We start from the raw sequence: 22,353 nt of genomic DNA on the forward strand, positions 1-22,353 counted from the left end.
CACCTCCAGGAAGACGACCGGAAGCTACCACGGCTGCCGGAACAGCACGCCGCCCGATCGCACGTGACGGCTCGCTCAGCGCCACGCGGGGTGCGTCATCGGCCGGCGGATCCGCTCACGTAGGGGGCGGGTCCGCGCGGTGCTCCGGCGCCGTCACGCGTGCTTCTTTCACGTGGCGCAGGCAGGCATCCAGGTCGGTCCGGGCCGCGACCTCATCCACACGAAGGATCTCCATCCTCCGCTCGGCTGGCATGCAGTAGGCAGTCGCGTTCCACAGCCTCGGGTCGTGGACGCCCCGGAGCGGCTCGAGGTCGGACCACACACTCAACGCCGCTTTACCGGACGCGGCTTCGACGGACGCGGTGGCGACGCGCTTGCCATCGGGGCTGAACGCCACGGCGGTGACCTGGGAACTGGAGCCGGTCAGGACCAATGGCTCGCCCGTGCCGTCGGCATTCCATACCCGCACCGTTCCGTCTCTCGACGCGGCGAAGATGCGTTTGCTATCGGGGCTGAACGCGATGCGTTTTTCGTGAGGGAAGAACTCGATGCGGGTGTTGTCGGGGGAGACCGCCACGGCGGTGACCTGGGAACCAGAGCCGGTCAGGACCAGGGGCTCGCCAGAGCCATCGGCATTCCATACCCGCACCCCGTTGTCATCGGACACGATGGCAATGCGTTTGCCATCGGGGCTAAATGCCACGTCGTATCCCGGGGTACTGTAGCCGGGCAGGACCAGGGATTGGCCCGTACCGTCGGCATTCCATACCCGCACCGCGCCGTCACCGGAAAAGTCGGACACTGTGGCGATGCGCTTACCGTCGGGGCTGAACGCATACTTGCGACCTCGAAGAATCGAAGGCTCGCCCGTACCATCCGCATTGCTCACCCACACGGCGCCGTTGAGCTCGAACATGAACGTGGTGACGATTCGCCTGCCGTCAGGGCTGAACGCCGCCGAAGAGACCGAATCCCCCCTGTGCCCCCGAAGGACCAGGGGCTCACCCTTGCCATCGGCGCTCCACACCCGCGCGTTACCGTCGAAGGACGCGGTGACGATGCGCTTGCCGTCAGGGCTGAACGCCGCCGACAGGACCAGATCCTCGTGCCGGAGGACCACGGGCTCGCCCTTGCGGTCGGCGTTCCACACGCGTGCGGTCCTGTCATTGGACGCGGTGACGATGCGCTTGCCATCAGGGCTGAACGCGACCGATCTGATGTTGTCCCTGTGCCCTCGAAGGACCAGGGGCTCGCCCTTGCCGTCGACATTCCACACGCGCACAGACCTGTCGACGGACACGGTAACGATGCGCTCGCCGTCACGGCTGAACGCCGCCAGAAGAACCAGGTTCTCGTACCCACGAAGGACAACGGGCTCGCCCCTGTCCTCCGCGTCCCATACCCGTGCGGTCCTGTCGCTCGACGCGGTGACGATGCGCTTGCCGTCAGGGCTGAACGCAGCCGATTTGATATCATCATTGTGACCCCGAAGGACCAGAGGCTCGCCCTCGCCATTGGCGTTCCACACCCGCGTAGACCTGTCGACGGACACGGTGACGATGCGCTTGCCGTCAGGGCTGAACGCGGCTGAAGAGACCTCATCCTCGTGCCCCCGAAGGACCAGGGGCTCGCCGTGGCCGTCGGCATTCCACACCCGCGCGGTCCTGTCGCTCGACGCGGTGACGATGCGCTTGCCGTCAGGGCTGAACACCGCCGACATGACTGCACCCTGGTGCCCCCGGAGGGCCAGGGGCTCGCCCTTGCCATCGGCGTTCCACAGACGCGCGGTGTTGTCGAAGGACGCGGTGACGATGCGCTTGCCATCAGGGCTGAACGCAGCCGACATGACATAGTCCCTGTGCCCCCGAAGGACCAGGGGCTCGCCGTGGCCATCGGCATTCCACACCCGCGCGGACCTGTCGACGGACGCGGTGACGATGCGCTCGCCATCAGGGCTGAACGCCGCCGACATGACCGCCTTTTCGTGCCCCCGAAGGACCAGGGGCTCGCCCTGGCCGTCGGCACTCCACACCCGCGCGGTGCTGTCGAAGGACGCGGCGACGACGCGCGTGCCGTCAGGGCTGAACGCCGCCGACGTGACCGCGCCCTCGTGCCGACGAAAGACCAGGGGCTCGCCCTGGCCGTCGGCATTCCACACGCGCACGGCCCCGTCCTCGCACGCGGTAACGATGCGCGTGCCGTCAGGGCTATAGCCCGCACCCACAACGGATCCGGGATGGCTGAACACCGCGCGAGCGACCCCGCCATGCAGCGCCGAGCGGGTGAGGCTGGCCCACCCTCGCGGCGTGTCGGGCGGCTCGATCTCTCGCAGGAGCGCGAGCGCGCTGGTGGGATCCGATTGCAATTCGCGCACCGCGACCATGCGGGTGGCGTTGCGTGCTCGCCGGGCACCGGCTTGCGCCCGAGCCGCCTCCAGGTCGGCGCGGTTCGCCTGCTTGTCGGTATCGATCGCCAGGTACGACACCATGACCGCGATCGCCGTGAGCGCGACGATCGCGCCCGTGGCGAGCCGCCAGCGAAAGCGGCGCGCACGCTCGGCGAACGCCACGACGGCGAGCAGATAGCTCTCTTCGCGCTTGCCGAGGCCGACGCGCAACTCGGCGCCCTGCACCGCGCGACGGCGCTCGTGCCACGCCCGGGCGTCCTCCGCGGCGCGGTCGCGCCAGAGCAGCCCCTCGGCCCTCCCGCTCGCCTCCCACTGCTGGGCCGCAGCCCGCAGCCGGGCCAGGAATTGCGCGTCTCGCTCGCTCTCGGCAAGCCACTGACCGAGCCTCGCCCACCGCTCGATCAGGGATTCGTGGACCAGCTCCACCGTCGCGCCCTCGCGCTCGCCGCCGGTCTCGATGAGCAGGAGCCGCGCGCCGGCCAGGTGCTGGACCACCTGCGCGATCGCGTCGCCAGCGCTGCCCGCGCCGTCGTGCGCGACCTCGCGGAGCTCGTCGAGGCTCACCACCGCGCGCGTGCGCTCGGGCGTGACGAGGCGCAGGAGCACCGCCCGGGCCAGCCGCTGCTCGCCCATCGGCAGCGCCGCGAGCACCGCGTCTGCGTGGGCCGACAGGGCACCGGCGACGCCGCCGAGCTGGTCATAGCTCTCTCGCGTCAGGAGCCGGCGCTCGCGATCCCGCGCCTCCCACAGCTTCGTGGCCGTGAATTGCAAGAGCGGCAAGGGGGTGCGCGTGCGCTCCAGCGTGCGGAGCATGTCCTCCACCATCTCCGTGGTCTCGAAGCGATGACCGGCTGCCTCGATCGGCCTCGTCAAGGCCTCGCGCTGGCCCTCGCGCCCCATCGGCGGAAGGAACCAGAGCCCGCGGGACACGTCGTTGCTGAAGGTGCGGTGTTCGGCCATGCGATCGAGGAAGTCAGAGCGGATGGCGAGCAGGACGCGCAGGGGCGACGAGGCGTCGTCGGCCGCGCCCTCCAGACAGGCGAGGAACGCCGCTCGCTCCTCGGGCGCGGCGCCGAGCGTGCAAAGCTCCTCGAGCTGATCGACGAAGAGCAGGATACGATGCCTCGGCCCCTCGCGGCGACAGCGAGCGCGCAGCCGCGCGCCCAGATAGCCCGGCTGAGCGCGCAGGGTGGCCACGAGCCGGTCGTGATCGGAGAGCTCGGGTGAGCCCGTCGTTTCGCCCGGCGTCGTGGGTGCCGTCTCGGGGACCTGCAGGAGCACATCGGCGAGCGCGGACAGCGGACGGCGCCCCGGGCGCAGGACGAACGCTTCCCAGCGTCCCTCCGCGTGCTTCAGGGCCGGGATCACGCCCGCGCGCACGAGCGACGACTTGCCGGCCCCGGACGGTCCTGCGACGGCCAGGAGCGGCTGGTTGCGCAGCCGCGCCGCCATCGCGGCGATATCGCGGTCCCGGCCGAAGAAGCGCGCAGCGTCCGCCTCCTGGAAGGCGGACAGGCCGGCGAACGGGCTCTCGTCCTCCCCGAGCTCGAGCGGCTTCCGGCTGGGCAGGAGCGCCTCGAGCGCGGCGAGCAGCTCCCTGGCGGAGCCGATGCGCTCGTCCTTCCTCTTCTTCAAGCAACGGTCGACGAGCGCGCCAAGCGCACCCAGGTCCGGGCGGATCGCGCTCAGGCTGGGCATGGGAGCATCGAGGTCCGCGATGCGCGAGAGCCGCGCGAACGAGAATGGGCTCAGCGGGTGCTTCCCTGTGAGCAGCTCGTACAGCATGATGCCGACAGCCCAGAGGTCGGCGCGATGATCGACGCTCCCGCCCAGCACTTGCTCGGGCGACATGTAGCGGGGCGTGCCGAGGGGCCCGCTCTTGCGAGACCGAGGGCCTCGCGCACGCGCCGCCCGCGCCCCCGTGATTCTGGCCTCCAGCTGCTTCGCGATGCCGAAATCCAGCACCTTGATGCATCCGGCGTCATCCAGGAGGATGTTCTCCGGCTTGAGATCGCGGTGTACGATCCCGAGCTCATGCGCGCAGACCAGCGCGCGGACGACAGGAACCATGAGCTCGATCACGGCGCTCGACGCTGGAGGGCCGGGCGGCGCGTGAGGACCAGGCGACTCGGCCGCGCTCTGGTGCTCGCGCTGGGTCATCCACCTGCGCAACGTGGGGCCCTTGATGTACTCGAGCACGAGGTAGGGATATCCACGGACCTCGTCCACCTCGTAAATGACCACGATGTTCTCGTGCCGGCAGCGCGCTGTCGCCCGCGCTTCGTCGAGAAATCGCTCGATCCCGCGCCCGCTGTACTCGAGGAGGAGCTTGATCGCGACCAGGCGGCCAAGCTTCGGATCGCGGGCCAGAAACACGACCCCCATGCCGCCCTGGCCCAGCTTGCGGATGATCTCGTAGTGTTTGATCGAGCCGCCCACAGCCGGGGGCAGGGCGTCCACGACCGGCTCGACCGGCGTGACGGCGGCCGCCAGGGGGGCGGGCACGCCCCCGCGCGCTCGCTCGCCGGAGACCGGATTGACGGCGTGCTCGGCGAGCGACCTGTGGATGAACGCGAGCGTGCGCTCCTCCACAGATGTGGTGGGCGCGTCGAGAGCCACGGAGGAAGCGCCGGAAGGCATGGACGCGCTCGCCGGGGCCGCGGCGTCCACCTTCCCCTCTTCCCGCGTGTCCCTCTCCTCCTCTCGCCTCACCCCGGCGCCGCTCGGCGCGTCTGGCCCGATGAGGTACTCCCGGCGGAGCCCGTCCACCTCGCAGGTGTCGAGCTCGCGCAGAAGGCCTTCGGCCGTGACGGCCCGCGCCGCGACATCCTCTGCCGTCGCGCGCCGCACGATCGCGCCGAGCGGGTGCTCGAGCAGCGTGGCGGGGAGCGAGCTGCCGCAACGCGCACGCCTGCCCGTGAGGCACTCGAGAAACAGGAGCCCCCACGCGTACAGGTCCGAGCGCGCTGTCGGCGGGAAGCCCCTGAGCTGCTCCGGCGCTGCGTAGTTCTGCCAGGCCAGGAGCGCCTCCCTGCCGCCGGGGGGCGCGTCGCCCGGGCCCGCGGGCGCGACGCCCGCGCGCGCTGCCGCGGCGACCGTGCCGAAACCGAAATCGAGCACCACCGCGCTCCGCAGCGCTCCCGCAGGCACCACCATCACGTGGGTCGGCCTGAGGTCGCCGTGGACGATGCCCTGCTGGTGCGCGAAGCCGAGCGCCTCCAGGACCCGCAGCATCAGGTGGCGCGCCTCTGGCGGCTCGAGCGCGCCCTGCTCGGACAGCACGTCGGCCAGGCTCTGCCCGGGCACGAGCTCGAAGACAGCATACAACTGCCCATCATCCGACCGCCCGGAATCGATGAGCCGGACGATGCTGGGATGCTGGAGACGCGCGCAGGCGCGCATCTCTCGCAAGAACCGCGCACCATGGCGCCGCGCCAGGTCCGCGGTGCCTTCGTCCCGGACCAGGCGCACGACCCGGAGGACGACTGGCTGACCGCTCTCGATCTTCCGCCCTTTGTAGATGTCAGCAATGCTGCCCTCCCGGAGGAACGAGAGAACTTCGTAGCGGCTCTGGAACACCGTTCCTGGCGTGAGGATCTGCGGGTTCATCGCGGTTCTCGCCGCTCCATGGAGCGCTCCCCGCCCGTCGTCCAACGCCGGCGCGTCGTCCAGCGCCGTCGTGACGCGAGCGCATCGGGCTTCGCGCGCTCATGCCGGCCAGGGCCCGTGTGGCTGCCGAGCGTCCACGCTCGGAGCGCCGAGCTGGCTCGGATGCGAGGAGCGCCGAGCTGGCCTGGAGGCCGTGACCTACACCTGACGTCGCCTTCCGGGATGCTTCCCCCTGGCCGGCGCGCGGCCTGTGCACTACAACGAGGCACCGGAGGAATCCCATTGAAGGTCGCGGTTCTCGGAGGCGGGATCGCCGGATTGAGCGCGGCGCTGGCCCTCTCCGGACGAGGGTTCGAGGTGGAGGTCTTCGAGAGACACGCAGCGCCTGCGGACATCGGCGCCGGTATCGTCTGCTGGCCGAACGCCTCGTTCGTGCTCCAGGAGCTCGGGCTGCTGCACGCGGTCGCCGAGCTGGCGGGGCGCCCGGCCCGGATGCGAAGGGTCTCCAGGGCCGGCGAGGAGCTCGGGGCGCTGGACATCCGGAAGCTGGACGAGCTGATGGGCTACCCGAGCCTCTCCGTGCTGCGGAAAGATCTTCAGTCGGTCCTGCTGTCCCGCGCCACCGAGCAGGGAGTCCTCGTGAAGTACGGGCACGTTGCCGCTCGGGTCGAGCCGGCTGCCGCGGGCTCGGCGAGCGTTCACTTCGCGAGCGGAGCCACGGTCACGGCGGACGTGATCCTCGGCGCAGAGGGACGGATGAACTCGGCCTCCAGGCACTTCGTCCACGGCGACAACCGTCCGAGGTACCAGGGCTTCATCAACTGGATTGGCACGTTCACCAGCTCGCGAGCGGTGTTCTCGGAGATCGAGGTGACGGACTGCTGGGGCGTCGGCGCGCGCTTCGGCGTCGTCCCCGTGTCCCGCACCGAGGCGTACTGGGCCGGCGGCGCGGCCTGCCCTGAAGTTCGAGGCAAGGTGCCAGCGGATTACCACGATGAGCTCCGCGCCCTTTTCCGAGGATGGCCGAGCCCGATACCGGAATTGATCGAAGGGACGCCCATCGAGCGCATCAACAAGATCTATGTCCACGACCACGATCCCATCGACACATGGCATCGAGACAACGTCTTGCTGATCGGCGACGCGGCGCACGCGGTGCTGCCCACGTCAGGTCAGGGCGCCTGCCAGGCCCTGGAAGACGCGTGGCACCTGGCCGCTTGCCTGGGCGGCGCGGCCTCCCTCGGCGCGGCGTTCACCGAGTTCACGCGGCGCCGCCGCGCCAAGAACGCCACGATCGCCGCGGGCGCCCGCCACCTCGCCCGCTCCTTGTTCGCGACCGATCCAGCGCTCTGCGAGGAGAGAGATCGCAACAGCAAGGCGACCGACTACGAGGCCATGGCGCACGGCATGGCGAGGGGCTGGGCCAGCGGGCTACCGATGAGCGGGAATCCGGCCGCGGCGTAGGTGAAGCGCCGCGGGCGCGGCCGGCGGACTGGCTCAGCCGAGGTCCGGGAACCAGCTTCCGTGGATCCCGAAGGGAACACGCCTGGGCAGCGCGATGGTGGCGAGCGCAGGCGCCGCGAAGTCGGCCGCGTCGAGCACGACGAGGTCGCTCGCGTTGCGCTTGCGGTCGTAGACGTAGCAGATGGCATGGCCGTCGTCCTCGCCGGAGTCCGCCGCCCTGGGGACAAAGACGCACTCGCCAGGGACGCGATCCGGCCCGCACTCGTGGACCGTGGAGCGGCCAGCGGCGACATCGTACTTGCGGAGCGCGGCGTCGGTCGGGACGCCGTTCACCATGTTCCGGAGCTCGAGCGCGTACACGTACCGGTGCGCAGACCCCGTGCGGCGGTCGTCGATGCGCGGGAACTCGGTGTGCAGCGCGTCGAGCGCGCCTTCATGGACCACGCCCCTCTCCAGGTCCAGCGTGTAGCGGTACAGCCGGGTGGGCGCGCTCAGCGTCGACGAGCGCATGAGATCGAGCACGATCGTCCCGCCTTCCTCGTACGCGTTGGCGGTGTGGACGACGTTGCAGGGCGCGATCGGGAACCAGCGCACCTGGTCGCCCCGGCCGTCGCGCGGCAACACGCCGATGCGCGCGCCGTAGTCGTCGCTCCACTGGATGGGCACGGGAGTACGCCAGCCATTGAACAGCACGGGGAGATCGAGGAAGACCGCGTGGCGTCGCGTGATCGCGAAGTCGTGCATGTAGGTGGGGCTCCCGACCTGGATCGGCTCCGACTGGACCAGCTCACCGGACGCGCTCGCGCGGTAGTACGTGACGAACGGAGCCTGCAGGCCATAGGCAAAGAACAGCAGCTCGCCGGTGAAAGGGCAGATCTTCGGATGCGCGGTCATGCCACGGGTCAGGCCACCCGCGAAGTCGAAGGCGCCGACGGTCTCCAGCTCGCTGCTGACGACGACAGGCGGCGCCGTCTCGACCAGGGCCAGCATCCTTCCCGCGTGACGAACGATGTTCGTGTTCGACGTCGTCGGCGCGTTGATCGCGCGGTTCCTGTACCAGCGGGCTCGACCGCCCTCGATGCGAACGCCGTGCAACATGCCCTGGCCGAGAAACCAGGTGGGCGTGGGGCCGTTCGTCGGATTGGGCCCATTGCGGACATAGGTGCCCGCGAGCTCCGGCGGCAGCGTCCCCGTCACCTCGAGGTCGTGAGCGGTGATCTCGTCGAGCACCGGGGCGTAGTTGCCGGTCAGGTGAAACGGCAGCGCCTCGTGCGATGTCGCGGACGTCGAACACGGTCCAGTCATGGCTCTCTCCTCGTCGTGGCCGTACCCGCTCCCCTCGGCCGGAGGAAATCGCAATGAGACACCAGCGTTCGTCGCGCGTGCAGGGTGAAGGCTTCTTCTCGGCGGGATGGGCGCCCCTGCGCACCCGCGGGCCATGGTAGCAGTCGCGAGGCGGGGCGCAACCGGCGAGACACGCGAACCGAGGCGCGCCTGGCCGAGCGGGGCAAGGCCGCGCTCGAGGCACGCTCGCCAGGATCGATGATCGCGGCATGCGAAACAGGCTATTCTCCGGTCACCGACATCCATGACATCGACGTTCGTGCGACCAGCCATCGAGGCCGATCTGCCGCGCTTGCCCGAGATCGAGCGCTCGGCCAGCGATGCCTTCCGGGGGACGGACCTCAACCTCGAGGCCCTGGCGAGCGTGACGCCGGCGGAAGGCTGGCGAGATGCGCTGCGGGCCGGGACGCTCTGGGTGGTCGACGATGGCGCCGGCAGGCCCGTCGCGTTCCTCGGCGCCGAGGCGGTCGGCGACGAGCTTCACGTCCGCGAGTTCGACGTCGACCTCGACCGCCAGGGCCAAGGGCTCGGTCGACGCCTGCTCGGCCACGTGATCGCGTGGGCGAGAGCCGCTGGGCTCCGGGCGCTGACCCTGACCACCTTCCGGGCCGTCCCCTGGAACGGGCCGTTCTACGCCGCCATGGGCTTTCGAGAGCTGTCGCCAGCCGAGACGCCGTCGCGGCTCGTGGCGATCCTCGAGAACGAAGCGCGCAACGGCCTCGACCCAGGGCAGCGCTGCGCCATGCGGCTCGACCTGAGCGAACTTAGGCGCGCATGAACCAGGCGTGACGCTGTGCCGGTGCCGCGACTGACACAGTGCCGCCGGGCGGCGCGGCCCTTGTGCCTTCACCGGCGAGAGGCGCCCTCCTACGCTGCTGATCACACCCGACCGGAGACAACCGCGATGACCGAGCTGCTGCCCCTGGCGACCTATTGCTTCGTGATGTCCAGCACCCCGGGGCCGAACAACGTCATGCTCACCGCCTCGGGCGCGAACTTCGGCTACCGCGGATCGCTGCCGCACGTCCTCGGTATCAGCGCTGGCGGAGCGCTCCAGACCTTCGTCACCTGCCTGGGCCTGGGCGCGCTGTTCGTCACCTACCCGGTGCTGCACAGCGCGCTGCGCGTGGCTGGCTCGCTGTACCTGCTGGTGCTAGCGTGGAGGCTCACGGGCGGCGTCGTGATCAAGAGCTCCGACATGCCGCGGCCGCTGTCGTTCACGCAAGGGGCGCTGTTCCAGGCCGTCAACCCGAAGAGCTGGATCAAGGCGGTCACGCTGGCCGCGGTGTTCATGCCGGCGGGCATGGGCGTCGCGAGCGGCGCCCTGCTCGTGGCCGCCGTCGGCCTCGCCATCGCCTTTCCGTGCATCTCGGCGTGGGCGCTCTTCGGCGTGGCGATCCGGCGCTTCCTCACCGACAGGCGACGGCAGCGGCTGTTCAATGGCATCATGGCCGGCGCGCTGGCCGTGCTGGCGCTCATGCTCCTGCGCTGACCCATGTTCTCGCTCGACCGCGACTCCGCCGTTCCCCTGGCCGATCAGATCGAGGCGCGGCTGCGCGCGCTGATCGAGGGCGCACAGCTGCCGCCGGGCGCGCGGCTGACGTCCATCCGCCAGCTCGCGGGGCAGCTCGGCGTCAGCCCGAATACGGTGGTGACCGCCTACGATCGGCTGGTGGCGGCCGGGCTGATCGAGACGCGCGGCACGGCCGGGTTCTTCGTCTGCGAGGCGGCGTCAGCGATCCCCAACGAGGCGCTGCTCGAGGCCGGCGAGGAGCAGGAGCCGGTGTGGCTGGCGCAGCAGGCCAACGACCAGCGCGCCGGCGTGCTGCTGGCCAGCAGCGGCGCGCTGCCCGCGAGCTGGCTGAGCGACGCCATCCCCGCCGCCGCGGTGCAACGCGCGCTCGCCCGCAACGAGGCCGGCATGGCGGCGCGCTGCCCGCCGCAGGGGCTCCCGGCGCTGCGCGAGCGCATCGCCATGCTGATGCGCTCGCAAGGCATCGCCGCCGACGCGGGCCGCCTGCTCACCACGTGGGGCGGCACGCACGCCATCGACCTGATCTGCCGCAGCTTCCTCCAGCCGGGGGACGCGGTGCTGGTCGAGAACCCCGGCTATTTCCTGATGTTCGGCCGCCTCCGCGAGGCGGGCTATCGCCTCGTGCCGGTGGCGCGAAGGCCGGACGGCATCGATCTGGCCGCGCTCGAGGCGGCCTGCCGCGAGCACCGGCCCAGGCTGCTGTTCATCCAGAGCGTCTTGCACAACCCGACCGGCTGGGGCTCGAGCGCGGCCAACCTTCACCGCGTGCTGATGATCGCGCACCAGCACGGCGTCCTCATCGCCGAGGACGACGTGCAAGGCCACTTCCACCCTGGCCACCCCACGCGGCTCGCGCAGCTCTCGAGCCTGGACGGGGTCATCTACTACTCCAGCTTCTGCAAGGCGCTCAGCCCGGCGCTGCGCCTGGGCTACATCGCCGCCGAGCCCGCGCTGCTGAAGCCCCTCTTGCGCGAGAAGATCTACTCGGTGCTGACCACCGGCGCGCTCAACGAGCTCGTGCTGCTCGAGCTCCTGTCGACCGGCCGCTGGCGCAAGCACATCGACCGGCTGCAGCAGAAGCTCGGCGCGGCGCGCAACGCGGCGGCGCGCCGGCTGCGCGACGCGGGCGTGCTGCTCGACCACCCGGGCGAGGGCGGCCTGTTCCTCTGGGGCGCGGTGCCGCGCGGCGTGGACGTCGACGAGCTCGTGAAGGACGCCTACCTCAACAAGATCCTGCTGGTCCGCGGCGCCACGTTCATGGCCGACAACGCGGCCGATCCGCACATCCGCTTCAACGTGACGTTCAGCCAGCACGTGCGGCTGGAGGAGTACCTGACGCAGCGGTTCGCGGCCCTCGCGACGGTGCGCAGCGCGCTCGCGAGGGCCGGGGTGGCTCCGTAGCGCCACGCCCGGCGGCCCCGCACATCCATCCTCGAGGAGCGCCGCTCCGGCGGCGCTCGCGCGCACGTCGCGCACGTCGCGCACGTCGCGCGGAGACCACGCCGATGCCCGTCACCCTGCCCTCGACAGGGAGAACCCGTCGTAGCCCTGCGCCGCGATGGCCTCGCACTTCTTCCTGTAGGCCCCGACGCCGCCGGCATAAGGCATCAGCACGCGCGGCTTGCCAGGGATGTTCGCCCCGATGTACCAGGAGCTGGCCAGGGGATAGAGCGTGCCTTCGGCCACCTCTCTCATGTGCGCGACCCACCCGTCCTCCGCCTCGACGGTGGCCTCGATGCGCTCGATCCCGCGCTCGCGCAGGTGCGCGATGCAGCCCGAGATCCACTCCACGTGCTGCTCGATGGAGACGACGGCGTTGCTGAACACGGAGGGGCTGCCAGGGCCGGTGATCGTGAACAGGTTCGGGAAGCCGGCCACCGCGATGCCCAGATACGTGCGCGGGCCGCCGGCCCACTTCTGCTTCAGCGACTCGTTGCCTCTCCCCCGGATATCGATGCTGGTCAAGGCGCCCGTCATGGCGTCGAAGCCGGTCGCGAACACGAGGCTGTCCAGCTCGTACTCCGCGCTCCGCGTGCGGAGCCCCCTCGGCGTGATCTCCTCGATCGGCGACGCCTTCACGTCGACGAGGGTCACGTTGTCCCGGTTGAACGTGTCGTAGTACCGGGTGTCGACGCAGAGGCGCCGGGTGCCCAGCGGATAGCCCCTCGGCGACAGCGCCTCGGCGACGGCCGGGTCGCGGACCGTCGCGCGGATCCGGGCCCGGACGAACTCGGCGGCCGTCTCGTTGGCCTCTCGAGAGCGCATCACGTCCGAGAACGTGGCGAGAAAGGCGGTGCCGCCCCGCTCCCACCGGGCGGTGAACTCGCGCTCCCGCTCCTCGGGCGAGACCTCCAGCGCGGACTTCGGGTTGACCTCCATGACGACCCCGGCGCGCGTCTCGCGGGCCTTGCGCCGGTGCTCGTCGTAGCTCGCCTTCATCGACGCCTCGTGGGCCGGGTCGATGGGCGCGTTGCGCGCAGGCACGCTGAAGCACGGGGTCCGCTGGAAGACGAAGAGGCGGGCCGCCTGCTCGGCGATGATCGGGATGACCTGGACGCCGGACGAGCCCGTGCCGATGACGCCCACGCGCTTGCCGGTGAAGTCGACGCCCTCGCGCGGCCAGTGGCTCGTGTGGTACGAGTCGCCCTGGAACGCATCGATCCCCTTGAAATCGAGCCGCTTCGCGACGGACAGGCAGCCTGTCGCCATGATCAAGAACCTGGCGGACGCGCCCGCGCCGTCGCCCGTCCGGATCGCCCACCGACCCGTCGCCTCGTCGAAGACAGCCGCGGTCACGCGCGTGCCGAGCTGGATGTCCCGGCGGAGCTCGAACCTGTCCGCGACGTGCTCGAGGTAACGCAGGATCTCCGGCTGGGTGGCGTATCGCTCGGTCCACGTCCATTCCTGCTGGAGCTCGGGCGAGAACGAATAAGAGTAATCCATGCTCTCGATATCGCAGCGCGCTCCCGGGTAGCGGTTCCAGAACCACGTGCCGCCCACCCCGCTTCCCGCCTCGTAGACCCGCACCGACAGGCCGAGCTGGCGCAGGCGGTGGAGCATGTACAGGCCCGCGAACCCGGCCCCGACGACGACGGCATCGAAGCGGCTGGCGGGCGCCGCCCCCTCTTCAGAACGGTTCGACTGCGAGTCAGACATGATGTTCGCCTCCCTCTGGACGTGCGTGTGCGCCTGGGCTCGTCGCGCCCCGCGCGGTGACTGCGAAGATGCGTTCGACGCCGCGTCGCGCCGCCCGCTCGACGGCGACGGCGACGACGCCGGCGCCGGGCTCAGGTGCGGTGGACGCTCCAGGCGAGCGCCATCAAGCTCAGGACCAGCGCCAGGCCGAGGTACAGAAGCCCGCTCCACCCCAGCACCGACAGGAGGGCCCCGGACGTCAGCGACGCCACGCCGCTGGCGGCGAACACGCAGAGATCATTGACGCCCTGCGCGCGAAAACGCTCGGAGCCCGAGCGGCTGCGCGCCACCAGGGTCGTCGCGGTCACGAACACATAACACCATCCCACCCCGACGAGCGCCAGGCCGACCAGGTGCCCCTCGAAGCCGGGCAGCCAGCTGAACAGAAACCCCACGAGCAGGAACAGCAGCCCGAGGCCCTGCAGCTGCGCGATGGACACCCGCCTCAGCAGGGCGCCGACCGAGAGCGACGGAAGGTACATGCTCAGCAGGTGCACCTGGATCACCCAGCTCGCCTGCTCGACCGAGCTCTGCTCGACACCGCACATCTGCAAGGGCGTCGGCACCATGATCAGGCTCATCACCAGGAAGGCGCCGGCGCCCATGGCCACCATCGGCCAGTACATCGCGCGAACGCCCGCGTCGGGCGCGGCGGAGGCCTCGGCGACGCGCGCTTCCTGCGGCCGGTACGCCACGAAAGCGAGCGCGGCCGCCACCTGGAGCGCCGCCAGGATCAGCAGGGCACAGGGCATGTAGCTGGACGTGCGCCCCTCCAGCAGGCCGAAGAGCGAGACGCCGGGGACGATGCCGGCGGCGCTGGCGAGCTGGATCATGGTCAGCAGCCGCGGCGCCCTGGCGCTCTCCTGCCCCTCGAGGATCGCGAAGCGATACTGCTGCACGAAGGCGCCCTGCAGGCCGACGCCGAGGACCGCCGTACAGAACAGCGCGAAGTCCGACCGGTCCACGGCCCGCGCCGCCAGCGCCAGGCAGCCGGCGGACAGGAGCGCCGCGGCGATGAAGCAGGGCCTGCGCCCGAAGCGGCGCATCAGCTGGCTGGCCGGCCAGGTGCCCAGGGCCGAGGAGAGCACCAGCAGGGCCACCGGCAGGGTCGCGAGCCGCATGTCCATCGCCAGCCGCTCGCCCACCAGGCTGCCGACGAACTGGATCGACACGACACCGGCGATCCCCAGGACCTGACAGAGCAGCAGGACCAGGGTGTTGATGGACGTGGCGGGCGCGGCCCGCAGGGCCCGACCGATCACCGGACGCGCCCCGCGCCGGGCTGCGCGGCCTGGCCCTCCGCCTCGAGCGCCGCGATGGCGTCGAGGGAGAGGCCGAGGTGCTGGTGGAGGAACCGCACCATCGTCCAGTGGGGCAGCGCGCCCTCGTCGAACGGGCCGAACTCCTCGCGGTAGAGAGGCAGCCAGCAGAGCGCCTCCTCGAGCGCCTGCTCCCGGCTGGGCTGCGCCTCGTGGTAGTCCTCGTACGGCAGGCTGCGGTGGTGGATGAAGAAGCGCCCCGGCAGGCGCTCCTCGCACAGCTCACGGTACTCCCGCGTCTGCAAGATCAGGTAGTGCCAGACCTCGTCGATCGCCTGCTCCACGGGCAAGAACAGCCCTGCCAGCGGCTCCGGATAGCGCGAGATCAGGTACAGGTACCTCAGGCACTCGATCACCTGACGCTCGACGTGGGCGGGCTCCTCGCCCGTGGTCTTCACGAAGTGGCGCACCACGCCGGAGAAGAGCGCCTCATCGAGCAGCGCCTTCAGCGCGGCGGTCGTCACCCTGGGTCGATCGAGCTTCACGAGCCACCTCCTCCCGCGGCCTCGCCGCCCTGCGCCAGCCACGCGTACTTCCCGGACTTGCCGATCGCGATGTGCGCGCGGTGCTCGAGGGAGCAATCGAGCCCGGCGCCCTCCAGGACCTTCTCCCGCAGCGCGCGCGCCGCGCTCGGCTCGACGGGCCTGTCGTCGAAGGTGGTGTACAGGAGCCGCGCCTTCTGCGGCCCCTCCGGGTGGAGCTGATAGATGAACACGGAGGGCGCCGCCTCGGCGATCCAGTCGTCGAGGTGAGCCTGGGCGAGGAGCCCCCCGCGATGGAGCCGCAGCAGCTCTCGCTCGCGCCCGCAGAACCGGCGGATCCGGAGCGGATCGGGGGAGCCATCGACCGTCTCGGCGCAGTCGCCGGAGCGATAGCGGATGAGCGGCATGTAGGGGTTGCGCACGCTCGAGACGATGATGCTGTAGACCGAGCTGCCCTCCTCGACCGGGATCAGCTCCAGGTGCATCTTGTCGAGGTAGGGCCAGTAGCGACCGTGACGATCGCTGTAGTAAAGATACCCGAGCTCGGTGCTCCCGAAGAGATCGATGATCGGGCAGTCGAGGTGCTGCTGCAAGAACCGCCGCACGTTCCTCGGCGTGTACTCGTAGGCGTGGATGACGCTGGCCGGCCGCGGAAAGCGCTGCCACGCTCCCCAGGCCTGCGCCTTTCGCACCAGATGAGCGAGGTGGTAGCTGTCGCAGTCGAGGTGGTACCAGCCTCGCGGGTGCGCCTCCTTCACGGCGCTCATCTCGTCGAGCATGCGCTCCACGTCGCCGCGCTCCCAGAGCGCCGGGTCGAGCCGCAGGTTCAGGTAGAGCGTGCGCGCGTCGAGCCGGCGCTCCTCGAGGCTCGGGAGCGCCGGGGCCGGGACGCCGCGCCTCTTCGCGTTGACCCGCGCCACGTGCTCTGTCGCCAGCACCGTGGTGAGCGAGACGCGCTGACAGCCCTGCTGCCATGTGACCGCGACGTCGGGGTGCTCGCTCCACAGCCGGTAATAAGACTGCAAGAGGAAGAACGGCGGGCGGATGATCTGCATCCGCGCGTGGTTGGTCCCGGTCGAGAGCACGAGCTCCGCCTCGCCGGCGCTGAGCGCCTCGGCGAGCCTCGGGGTCATCCAGTTGTCCGGGAAGCCCCTGGCGATCTCCGGCTTCTCCAGGATCGGGAAGGAGCCCGCCTCGATCGACTGGCGGTAAATGGGGATGTCCCTGACCTGATCGATCATCTCGGAGAGCGTCTGTCTGTGGTCGTCCATGGGTCGAGTCCAGGAAGGCGGCGAGCGGCCATCGAGAAGCGTTGCGCCCACAGGTCCAGGCGGCCGCGAGCGAGGCAGGAGACCACCGGTACGATGATCTCCCCGCCTCGCCCGCGAGCCCGGACGACCTATCAGCTGATGCAGCCGGCCTTCACGGGGCGGCGCACCCTGGAGATGCAGCCGGCCTTCCGGGAGATACAGCCGGCCTTCTTCGAGACACAGCCGTCCTTCCTCGAGATGCAGCCAGCGGCGAGCGTCGGCTCGCTGGCCGAGTTGGCCGCGACCCAGCGGTTCCAGAGGTGATCCTGGGCGAGCTGCTGAATCAATTGCTTCATGTGAACCTCCGATAACGTGATGGTGGCGTGAACGACGCACACCTCCACAGCCCGCGCGCTGCTGCGGTCGTGTGCCCCCGCGGCCCGACGCACACGCATTGTGTGCCGCCCGACCGTCTCAGGACTATATGGTTCCAGCAATGAGGGTCAAGGGCGCGCTCTCGACTCGATTGAAATGAAATACCATCATCGACGAGTCGATTCGTGGATGCGCCGCGCCAATCATCCGTGAGCCCGACAAGGCAGCTCCGGGCGCAGCGCGGCCCTCTGGACGCGCGCACCGCGAGCAGATGATTCGAGCGACGCGATACGATTGCGGCGTGAAAGCCCGCGAGGACGCCTTGATCACGGCGTGGCAAACTGCCCCGCGAAGAGGCGCGCCCGCGGTCGGACTCACCTCGCCCGCGATCGGCGCCGGGCGAGCGGCCCGCGTCGAGGTCGAGGCGGCCGAGCTGTCGCTGATTTACGTCGGATCGCCGCCAGGCTTCTTGCCCGGATTGCCCGGATTGCCCGGATTGCCCGGATTGCCCGGATTGCCCGGAGGCGGCCCGATCACCTTCCCGGGATTCAGGATGCCGCCCGGGTCGAAGGCCGCCTTGATGCGCCGCTGCAGCGCGAGCGACGCCGCGCCGACCTGGCGGGCGAGGAAGGCACATTTGAGCGTGCCGACGCCGTGCTCGCCGGTGATCGTGCCGCCGAGCTCCAGCGCCTGCGCCATCACCGCCTCGAAGGCGGCGACCGCGCGCGCCTCGGCCGCGGCGTCGTTGCGGTCGAAGACGACCAGCGGGTGGAGGTTCCCGTCGCCCGCGTGCGCCACCGTCCCGACCATCGTCGCCGACTCGGCCACGATCGCGTCGATGCGCCGGAACATCTCCGGCAGCTGCGGCAGCGGCACCGCGACGTCGTCGACGAGCACCGTGCCGAGCCGCTCGAGCGCCGTCAGGGCGAGGCGGCGCGCCGTGAGCAGCATCTGCCCCTCGCCCTCGTCCTCGGTGGTGAGGACCATGGTCGCGCCGGCGCCCTCGCAGGCCTCCTGCATGCGCCCGAGCTCGGCGGAGCCGGGCGCGTCGCTCTGCGCGATCAGCATCGCGGCGGCCTCGGTGTCGAGCTCGAGCCGCGCGTGGGCCTCGACGGCGCGGACTGCCGTGCGATCCATGATCTCGAGCAGCGACGCGTCGACCGAGCGGACGATCGCCGCGACCGCCCGCCCCGAGGCCTCCAGCGACCCGAACGTCGCCACCAGGGTGGCCGACGGCGGGGGCGGCCGCCGCAGCCGCAGCGTGATCTCGGTGACCAGCGCCAGGGTGCCCTCGGAGCCGACCAGGAGGCGCGTCAGATCGTAGCCGGCGACGTCCTTGCGGCTGCGGCCACCGGTGCGGATCACCGTCCCGTCGGCGAGGACCGCCTCCAGGCCGAGCACGTAGTCGGCCGTGACTCCGTATTTCACGCAGCAAAGGCCGCCGGCGTTCGTGGCGACGTTGCCGCCGATCGACGACATGGCGTAGCTCGACGGGTCGGGCGGATACCAGAGCCCCCGCTCGCGCGCGGCGGCCTTGAGATCGCCGTTGATCACGCCCGGCTGGACGACGGCGAGCATCGCCGCCTCGTCGATCGCGAGGATCCGGCTCATGCGCTCGAAGCTCACCACCACACATCCGTGGATGGCCGTCGCGCCGCCCGCCACCCCGGTCCCGGCGCCGCGCGGCACCAGCGCGACGCCGTGCCGCGTCGCCCACCGCGCCAGCTCCTGCACCTCCGCTGTCGACGAAGGCCGCGCCAGCGCGAGCGGCCAGCCGCCCACCGCCCAGATCGCCTTGTCGTGGCGATAGCCGTCCGTCACGTCCCTGTCGGTGACGACACCGTCGCCCAGCAGGCCCACCAGCTCGTCCAGCGGGCTCATGTGCCGTAGAACTCCGAGAGGTGGGCCCGGAGGAGCGTCGCGGCCGACTTCGCGTTGCCGCGCTCGATCGCGCGCAGGAGCCCCCGGTGCTCCTCGACCACCCGCGGGCGGATCGTCGCGAAAGAGCGCCCCCGCAGCGCCTCGTCGAGGTGGAGCCGGATGCTGTCCCTCACCGCGAGCATCACCAGGGCGAGCGCCTGGTTGCCCGAGGCCGCGACGAGCGCGACGTGGAACGCGACGTCCGCCTGGTGGAACTCGACCGGCGAGATCTGCGGCCTCTCCATCTCCTCGAGCGCCGCGCGCGCCTCGGCGAGGTGCGCCTCGACCGGCGCGGCGGCCGCGCGCGTCATCGCGGCGGTCTCGATCGCGACGCGCAGCTCGACGAGGTCGGGGAGCGGCACGCTCTGGAGCTGGACGACGTGGGTCAGCGCCTCGCGGAAGCGGTCGACCGCCGCGTCCGGGCTCGCGGCCTGCATCGGCGAGGTCCGGCCGTGCGGCGCGAGCAGCCCCTGCGCCTGGAGGTGGCGGAGCGCCTCGCGGATCGTCGCGCGGCTGACCCCGAACTGCTGCGCCAGCTCGCGCTCGGGCGGCAGGCGCTCCCCCGAGGACAGCGAGCGGTTGAGGATCGCGTCGCGGATCTGGTCGGCGACGTGCACGTAGATCGCCGACCGGGGCACGGGCTGGAAGCGGATCGGGCTGGTCATACTGTCTTCTGGCCTTCTGGTCAGACCAACGCTATCGACACGGGTCTCCCATGTCAACCTGGAGGGAGGGCGCCCGCGGGAGGCCGCCAGCAGGGCAGAGACGCGCCCAGGGCGTGAGCGGGCCCCGCGAGGCGGCTGCGGCGCCCGCTGCTCCCGGCCCTCGACGGACGCGCCCGCCTGCGCCGCGCGCCTGGCCGCGCGAGCGCCCGAGGCGCCTGGCCGCGCGAGCGCCCGAGGAAGAGCGCCGAGGTCCCGCACTTCAGCGCTTGACTGGGACGACGCCGGTTGGTACTCCTCCGCCGCCTCGACGGGGACCACCTCGGTCGAGGGCTCGGCACACTCAGGATCTCCCCGCATGCGTTCGCGCAACGTGGCTTCCTGGCTCGTGTGATCGAGGCTTGCGGGAGTAACTCAGTGGTAGAGTGCAACCTTGCCAAGGTTGACGTCGCGGGTTCAAATCCCGTCTCCCGCTCCACGACCTAGTTCCGGCCGCCAGAGATCTGGCCGTACGATGTCGCCAAGATTCTCGGCGTCCATCCCCGGACCGTTCAGCGCTGGCGTGCGCGGTTTCGCGGTCTGGCTCCGGAGAGCAAGCTTGAGGATGTGCCGCGGTCAGGGCGTCCGCCCTCTCTCTCGCCCGCCGACTGCGCGCGGATAGAAGCCGAGGCCTGTCGTCCGCCCAAGGACGCGGGGGTGCCCGTCACGCATTGTTCCTGCGCCCTGCTGAGCGCGCATGGGCTGCGCAACATGCCTGCTACCCCGAAGGCGACGGCCACATCCTCTGCGACAAGCCGTCTGCGCACGATACGGGTGACGTGCTCGACTGGTTCGACGATCACCCCCGGTGGAAGCGCCACTTCACGCCCAAGCACGCCTCGTGGCTGAACCAGAGCGTCAGAAATCCCGCCAGGAGTTTCCGGTCGGAGAGGGGCGGTCGCTGGAAAGCTTAGCGATTCCGAGGTGCGCAATGGTGACCGCCCCGGACGGTACGACTCACGTCCATGGTGATGTTCTCGCCGAATTCCGATTGACGTCCATTTCTACGTTCAGGAGGATGGGTCGTGGTCACGTTGCTCGTTCGTCGCCGAAGTGGGGGGAGAATCGATGGGCATGAGAGGCGGGCGGATACCATGCGCGGCAATGGTCGTCTTCCCGCTCGTTGCCGTTCCAGCGCAGGGAGAAGCATCCGAGCTGAGCGCCGGTGTGAGCTTCGGGTGGGTCCAGGCCGGCACAGCTCAGCGTCTCGCGATGGGGCCGCATGCAGGGATGTCATGGCGCATCGAGAGAGACCTCTTGTTCAAGGTTCACGACCAGTGCAGCGTTGTGCCTCCGTTCCAGGTAGGCGGGGCTGGCGTTTACAATCACACCTCCGTTGCCATCGGATATCAATGGAAAAGCGGCGATGTCAGCGCGGGGCCATCGGCTGCGGTCTATCTCATGCCGGCGTGCGGCAGCACCTTGTGCGGGCGCATCGCCGGGATGGCGGTGGGCGGGCACGCGCCGATGAACGCGTACGTTGTCGGACCGCTCGGCGTGTCCGTGAACGCTAACGTGGACTGGATCGGCGGGAGCAGTCTTGTGCCGCCTGGTCACGCGTCGGTGATTGTTGTCGCCGGTTCCGTGCTTCGATGGAGTGTCAAATAAACGCAAATAGAAGTCTGCTGCTGATCATGGCTATCGCCATCTGGTCGCTTGCGGCATGCAACTGGACCGTGGGAGACTGCTCTCCCCGCGAGGAGTGGGAGAATGGTGAAGGGGCAGGTGCGCCGGTCCATGGGCCAGTCCCCGTCTTCAGCTCCAGCGCGTCGGGCGACTTCGGGGCGGAGCCGCCGGAAGGCGGCGATCGTAAGATCCAGTGCAACAAGACGGAGGGGATGGTCAGCCACGGCTCACCATCACTGCCTGGCAGCGAGCCGCTCGGGGCAATGTTGCTCCGCACGATCTCCACCGCCGTGTTGGACTGGACGAGTATGCCGAGCGGGCCCCACGACGGCACGTCAAGATCGGCGAGCGTCGAGCCCCCGTCGGCGGCCCCGCTGTCCTCAGGGCCCGCGGGTTCGATCGTCACCGGGGGGGCGATGGTGGTCCCCGCGGGCTGAAGCTCGGACCACGGGCGCTGGGGGTCACGCCCCCATTTCCGGCAATCGAAGCCACCGAGGAGGTCCACGCCGGAGGGCACTGTGATCGGATTCATGATGAATCCGTCGTTGCAGATGAACACGCGCCCTCGTCCAGTGCGCGCGAGCTCGATGGCGCGCCTGATGTTGTACACCGGCTTCGCCTTGGTGCCGGGGTTCCTGTCGTCGACGCCCCCGAAGCTTCCGGCGACGAACACGCCGCAGCCGTCATCGATGATATCCGCGGCGATGTGCTCGAGGCAGACCGACTCCGGGGGCGGCTCGTCCTCGCACGAGGTGCCCTCGCAAGCCGTCACGCCGGGGTCGACCACGCTGGGCGAGGTTCCGCAGCCGGTCGTCCATGCGGACAATAGAAGAAGCAGGGGAGCGGCTCTCTCCCGCAAAGCCCGCAAAGTAGGGAGATCCTCCGTATTGCTTGATATGCGGAGAGACCGATTTGGGCCAATGTCACGAGCCACACTTGCGCGCATTGCGGATGGCACTACATGACGAATGCGAAGGCAAGACGCAGTGGTGGGCACGCGGTTTTGCTGTGTCGATAAGTGGGGGGGGATTCTGTATGGATGCTCGAACAGGTCGGTTGTACAGTCGATTGGCTCAGGTGAGTGGCCTTGCCTTGGTGGCGACGCTCGGGATGCCATCAATATCACA

General features: G+C 70.1%; 16 protein-coding genes and 1 tRNA gene. 7 read left to right on the forward strand and 10 right to left on the reverse strand.

Annotation, left to right across the window (positions count from 1 at the left end):
- Window positions 1-115: 115 nt before the first annotated feature.
- Window positions 116-6,016 (reverse strand): nSTAND1 domain-containing NTPase, encoded by a 5,901-nt coding sequence (locus WME85_RS38125; protein ID WP_437828088.1) that lies wholly within the window; start codon window positions 6,014-6,016, stop codon window positions 116-118.
- Between the two features lie 282 nt (window positions 6,017-6,298).
- Here WME85_RS38125 and WME85_RS38130 point away from each other — a divergent pair, with 282 nt between their 5' ends.
- Window positions 6,299-7,480: an FAD-dependent oxidoreductase gene (locus WME85_RS38130; RefSeq protein ID WP_437828090.1), complete on the forward strand. Its 1,182-nt coding sequence runs from the start codon at window positions 6,299-6,301 to the stop codon at window positions 7,478-7,480.
- A 33-nt stretch (window positions 7,481-7,513) separates the two neighbouring features.
- On the opposite strand, the gene WME85_RS38135 is transcribed toward WME85_RS38130, so the two are convergent.
- Window positions 7,514-8,785 (reverse strand): carotenoid oxygenase family protein, encoded by a 1,272-nt coding sequence (locus WME85_RS38135; RefSeq protein WP_437828092.1) that lies wholly within the window; start codon window positions 8,783-8,785, stop codon window positions 7,514-7,516.
- 283 nt (window positions 8,786-9,068) lie between these two features.
- Between WME85_RS38135 and WME85_RS38140 the strand changes: the two genes are divergently transcribed.
- From WME85_RS38140 to WME85_RS38150, 3 genes are all read left to right on the forward strand, one after another.
- Window positions 9,069-9,602, forward strand: a complete 534-nt coding sequence (locus WME85_RS38140) for a GNAT family N-acetyltransferase (protein ID WP_437828094.1) — start codon at window positions 9,069-9,071, stop codon at window positions 9,600-9,602.
- A 126-nt stretch (window positions 9,603-9,728) separates the two neighbouring features.
- Window positions 9,729-10,316: a LysE family translocator gene (locus WME85_RS38145; protein ID WP_437828096.1), complete on the forward strand. Its 588-nt coding sequence runs from the start codon at window positions 9,729-9,731 to the stop codon at window positions 10,314-10,316.
- Between the two features lie 3 nt (window positions 10,317-10,319).
- Window positions 10,320-11,759 carry a PLP-dependent aminotransferase family protein gene (locus WME85_RS38150; RefSeq protein WP_437828099.1) on the forward strand — a complete coding sequence of 480 codons (1,440 nt, stop codon included), beginning with the start codon at window positions 10,320-10,322 and terminating at the stop codon, window positions 11,757-11,759.
- Between the two features lie 111 nt (window positions 11,760-11,870).
- On the opposite strand, the gene WME85_RS38155 is transcribed toward WME85_RS38150, so the two are convergent.
- The 7 genes from WME85_RS38155 to WME85_RS38185 form a co-directional block, all read right to left on the reverse strand.
- Window positions 11,871-13,514, reverse strand: a complete 1,644-nt coding sequence (locus WME85_RS38155; RefSeq protein ID WP_437828101.1) for a flavin-containing monooxygenase — start codon at window positions 13,512-13,514, stop codon at window positions 11,871-11,873.
- 131 nt (window positions 13,515-13,645) lie between these two features.
- On the reverse strand, window positions 13,646-14,815 hold the full coding sequence (locus WME85_RS38160; protein WP_437828104.1) for an MFS transporter: 1,170 nt from the start codon (window positions 14,813-14,815) through the stop codon (window positions 13,646-13,648).
- Entirely contained in the window at window positions 14,812-15,357 is a 546-nt protein-coding gene (locus WME85_RS38165; protein WP_437828107.1) for a glycine-rich domain-containing protein, read from the reverse strand. Before WME85_RS38165 ends, WME85_RS38160 begins: the two co-directional genes overlap by 4 nt.
- Entirely contained in the window at window positions 15,354-16,625 is a 1,272-nt protein-coding gene (locus tag WME85_RS38170) for a hypothetical protein (RefSeq protein WP_437828109.1), read from the reverse strand. Before WME85_RS38170 ends, WME85_RS38165 begins: the two co-directional genes overlap by 4 nt.
- A 131-nt stretch (window positions 16,626-16,756) precedes the next feature.
- Complete coding sequence (locus tag WME85_RS38175; RefSeq protein WP_437828112.1) at window positions 16,757-16,960, reverse strand: hypothetical protein; 204 nt, start codon at window positions 16,958-16,960, stop codon at window positions 16,757-16,759.
- 463 nt (window positions 16,961-17,423) lie between these two features.
- Window positions 17,424-18,860 (reverse strand): FAD-binding oxidoreductase, encoded by a 1,437-nt coding sequence (locus WME85_RS38180; RefSeq protein ID WP_437828115.1) that lies wholly within the window; start codon window positions 18,858-18,860, stop codon window positions 17,424-17,426.
- Window positions 18,857-19,564 (reverse strand): FadR/GntR family transcriptional regulator, encoded by a 708-nt coding sequence (locus tag WME85_RS38185; RefSeq protein WP_437828118.1) that lies wholly within the window; start codon window positions 19,562-19,564, stop codon window positions 18,857-18,859. The genes WME85_RS38180 and WME85_RS38185 overlap by 4 nt, the downstream gene beginning before the upstream one ends.
- Window positions 19,565-19,964: 400 nt before the next feature.
- Between WME85_RS38185 and WME85_RS38190 the strand changes: the two genes are divergently transcribed.
- The 3 genes from WME85_RS38190 to WME85_RS38200 all read left to right on the forward strand — a co-directional run bounded on the left by WME85_RS38190 (window position 19,965) and on the right by WME85_RS38200 (window position 21,208).
- A tRNA-Gly gene (locus tag WME85_RS38190) sits at window positions 19,965-20,039 on the forward strand.
- A 23-nt stretch (window positions 20,040-20,062) separates the two neighbouring features.
- Window positions 20,063-20,449 (forward strand): helix-turn-helix domain-containing protein, encoded by a 387-nt coding sequence (locus WME85_RS38195; RefSeq protein ID WP_437842460.1) that lies wholly within the window; start codon window positions 20,063-20,065, stop codon window positions 20,447-20,449.
- A 255-nt stretch (window positions 20,450-20,704) separates the two neighbouring features.
- Window positions 20,705-21,208: a hypothetical protein gene (locus tag WME85_RS38200; protein WP_437828120.1), complete on the forward strand. Its 504-nt coding sequence runs from the start codon at window positions 20,705-20,707 to the stop codon at window positions 21,206-21,208.
- Here the strand turns inward: WME85_RS38200 and WME85_RS38205 are convergent.
- Window positions 21,201-22,013, reverse strand: coding sequence for a hypothetical protein (locus WME85_RS38205; RefSeq protein WP_437828122.1), 813 nt, complete (start codon window positions 22,011-22,013; stop codon window positions 21,201-21,203). The genes WME85_RS38200 and WME85_RS38205 overlap by 8 nt on opposite strands.
- Between the last annotated feature and the right edge of the window lie 340 nt (window positions 22,014-22,353).

This window comes from Sorangium sp. So ce1153, from assembly GCF_051521595.1.
GTDB lineage: Bacteria > Myxococcota_A > Polyangia > Polyangiales > Polyangiaceae > Sorangium.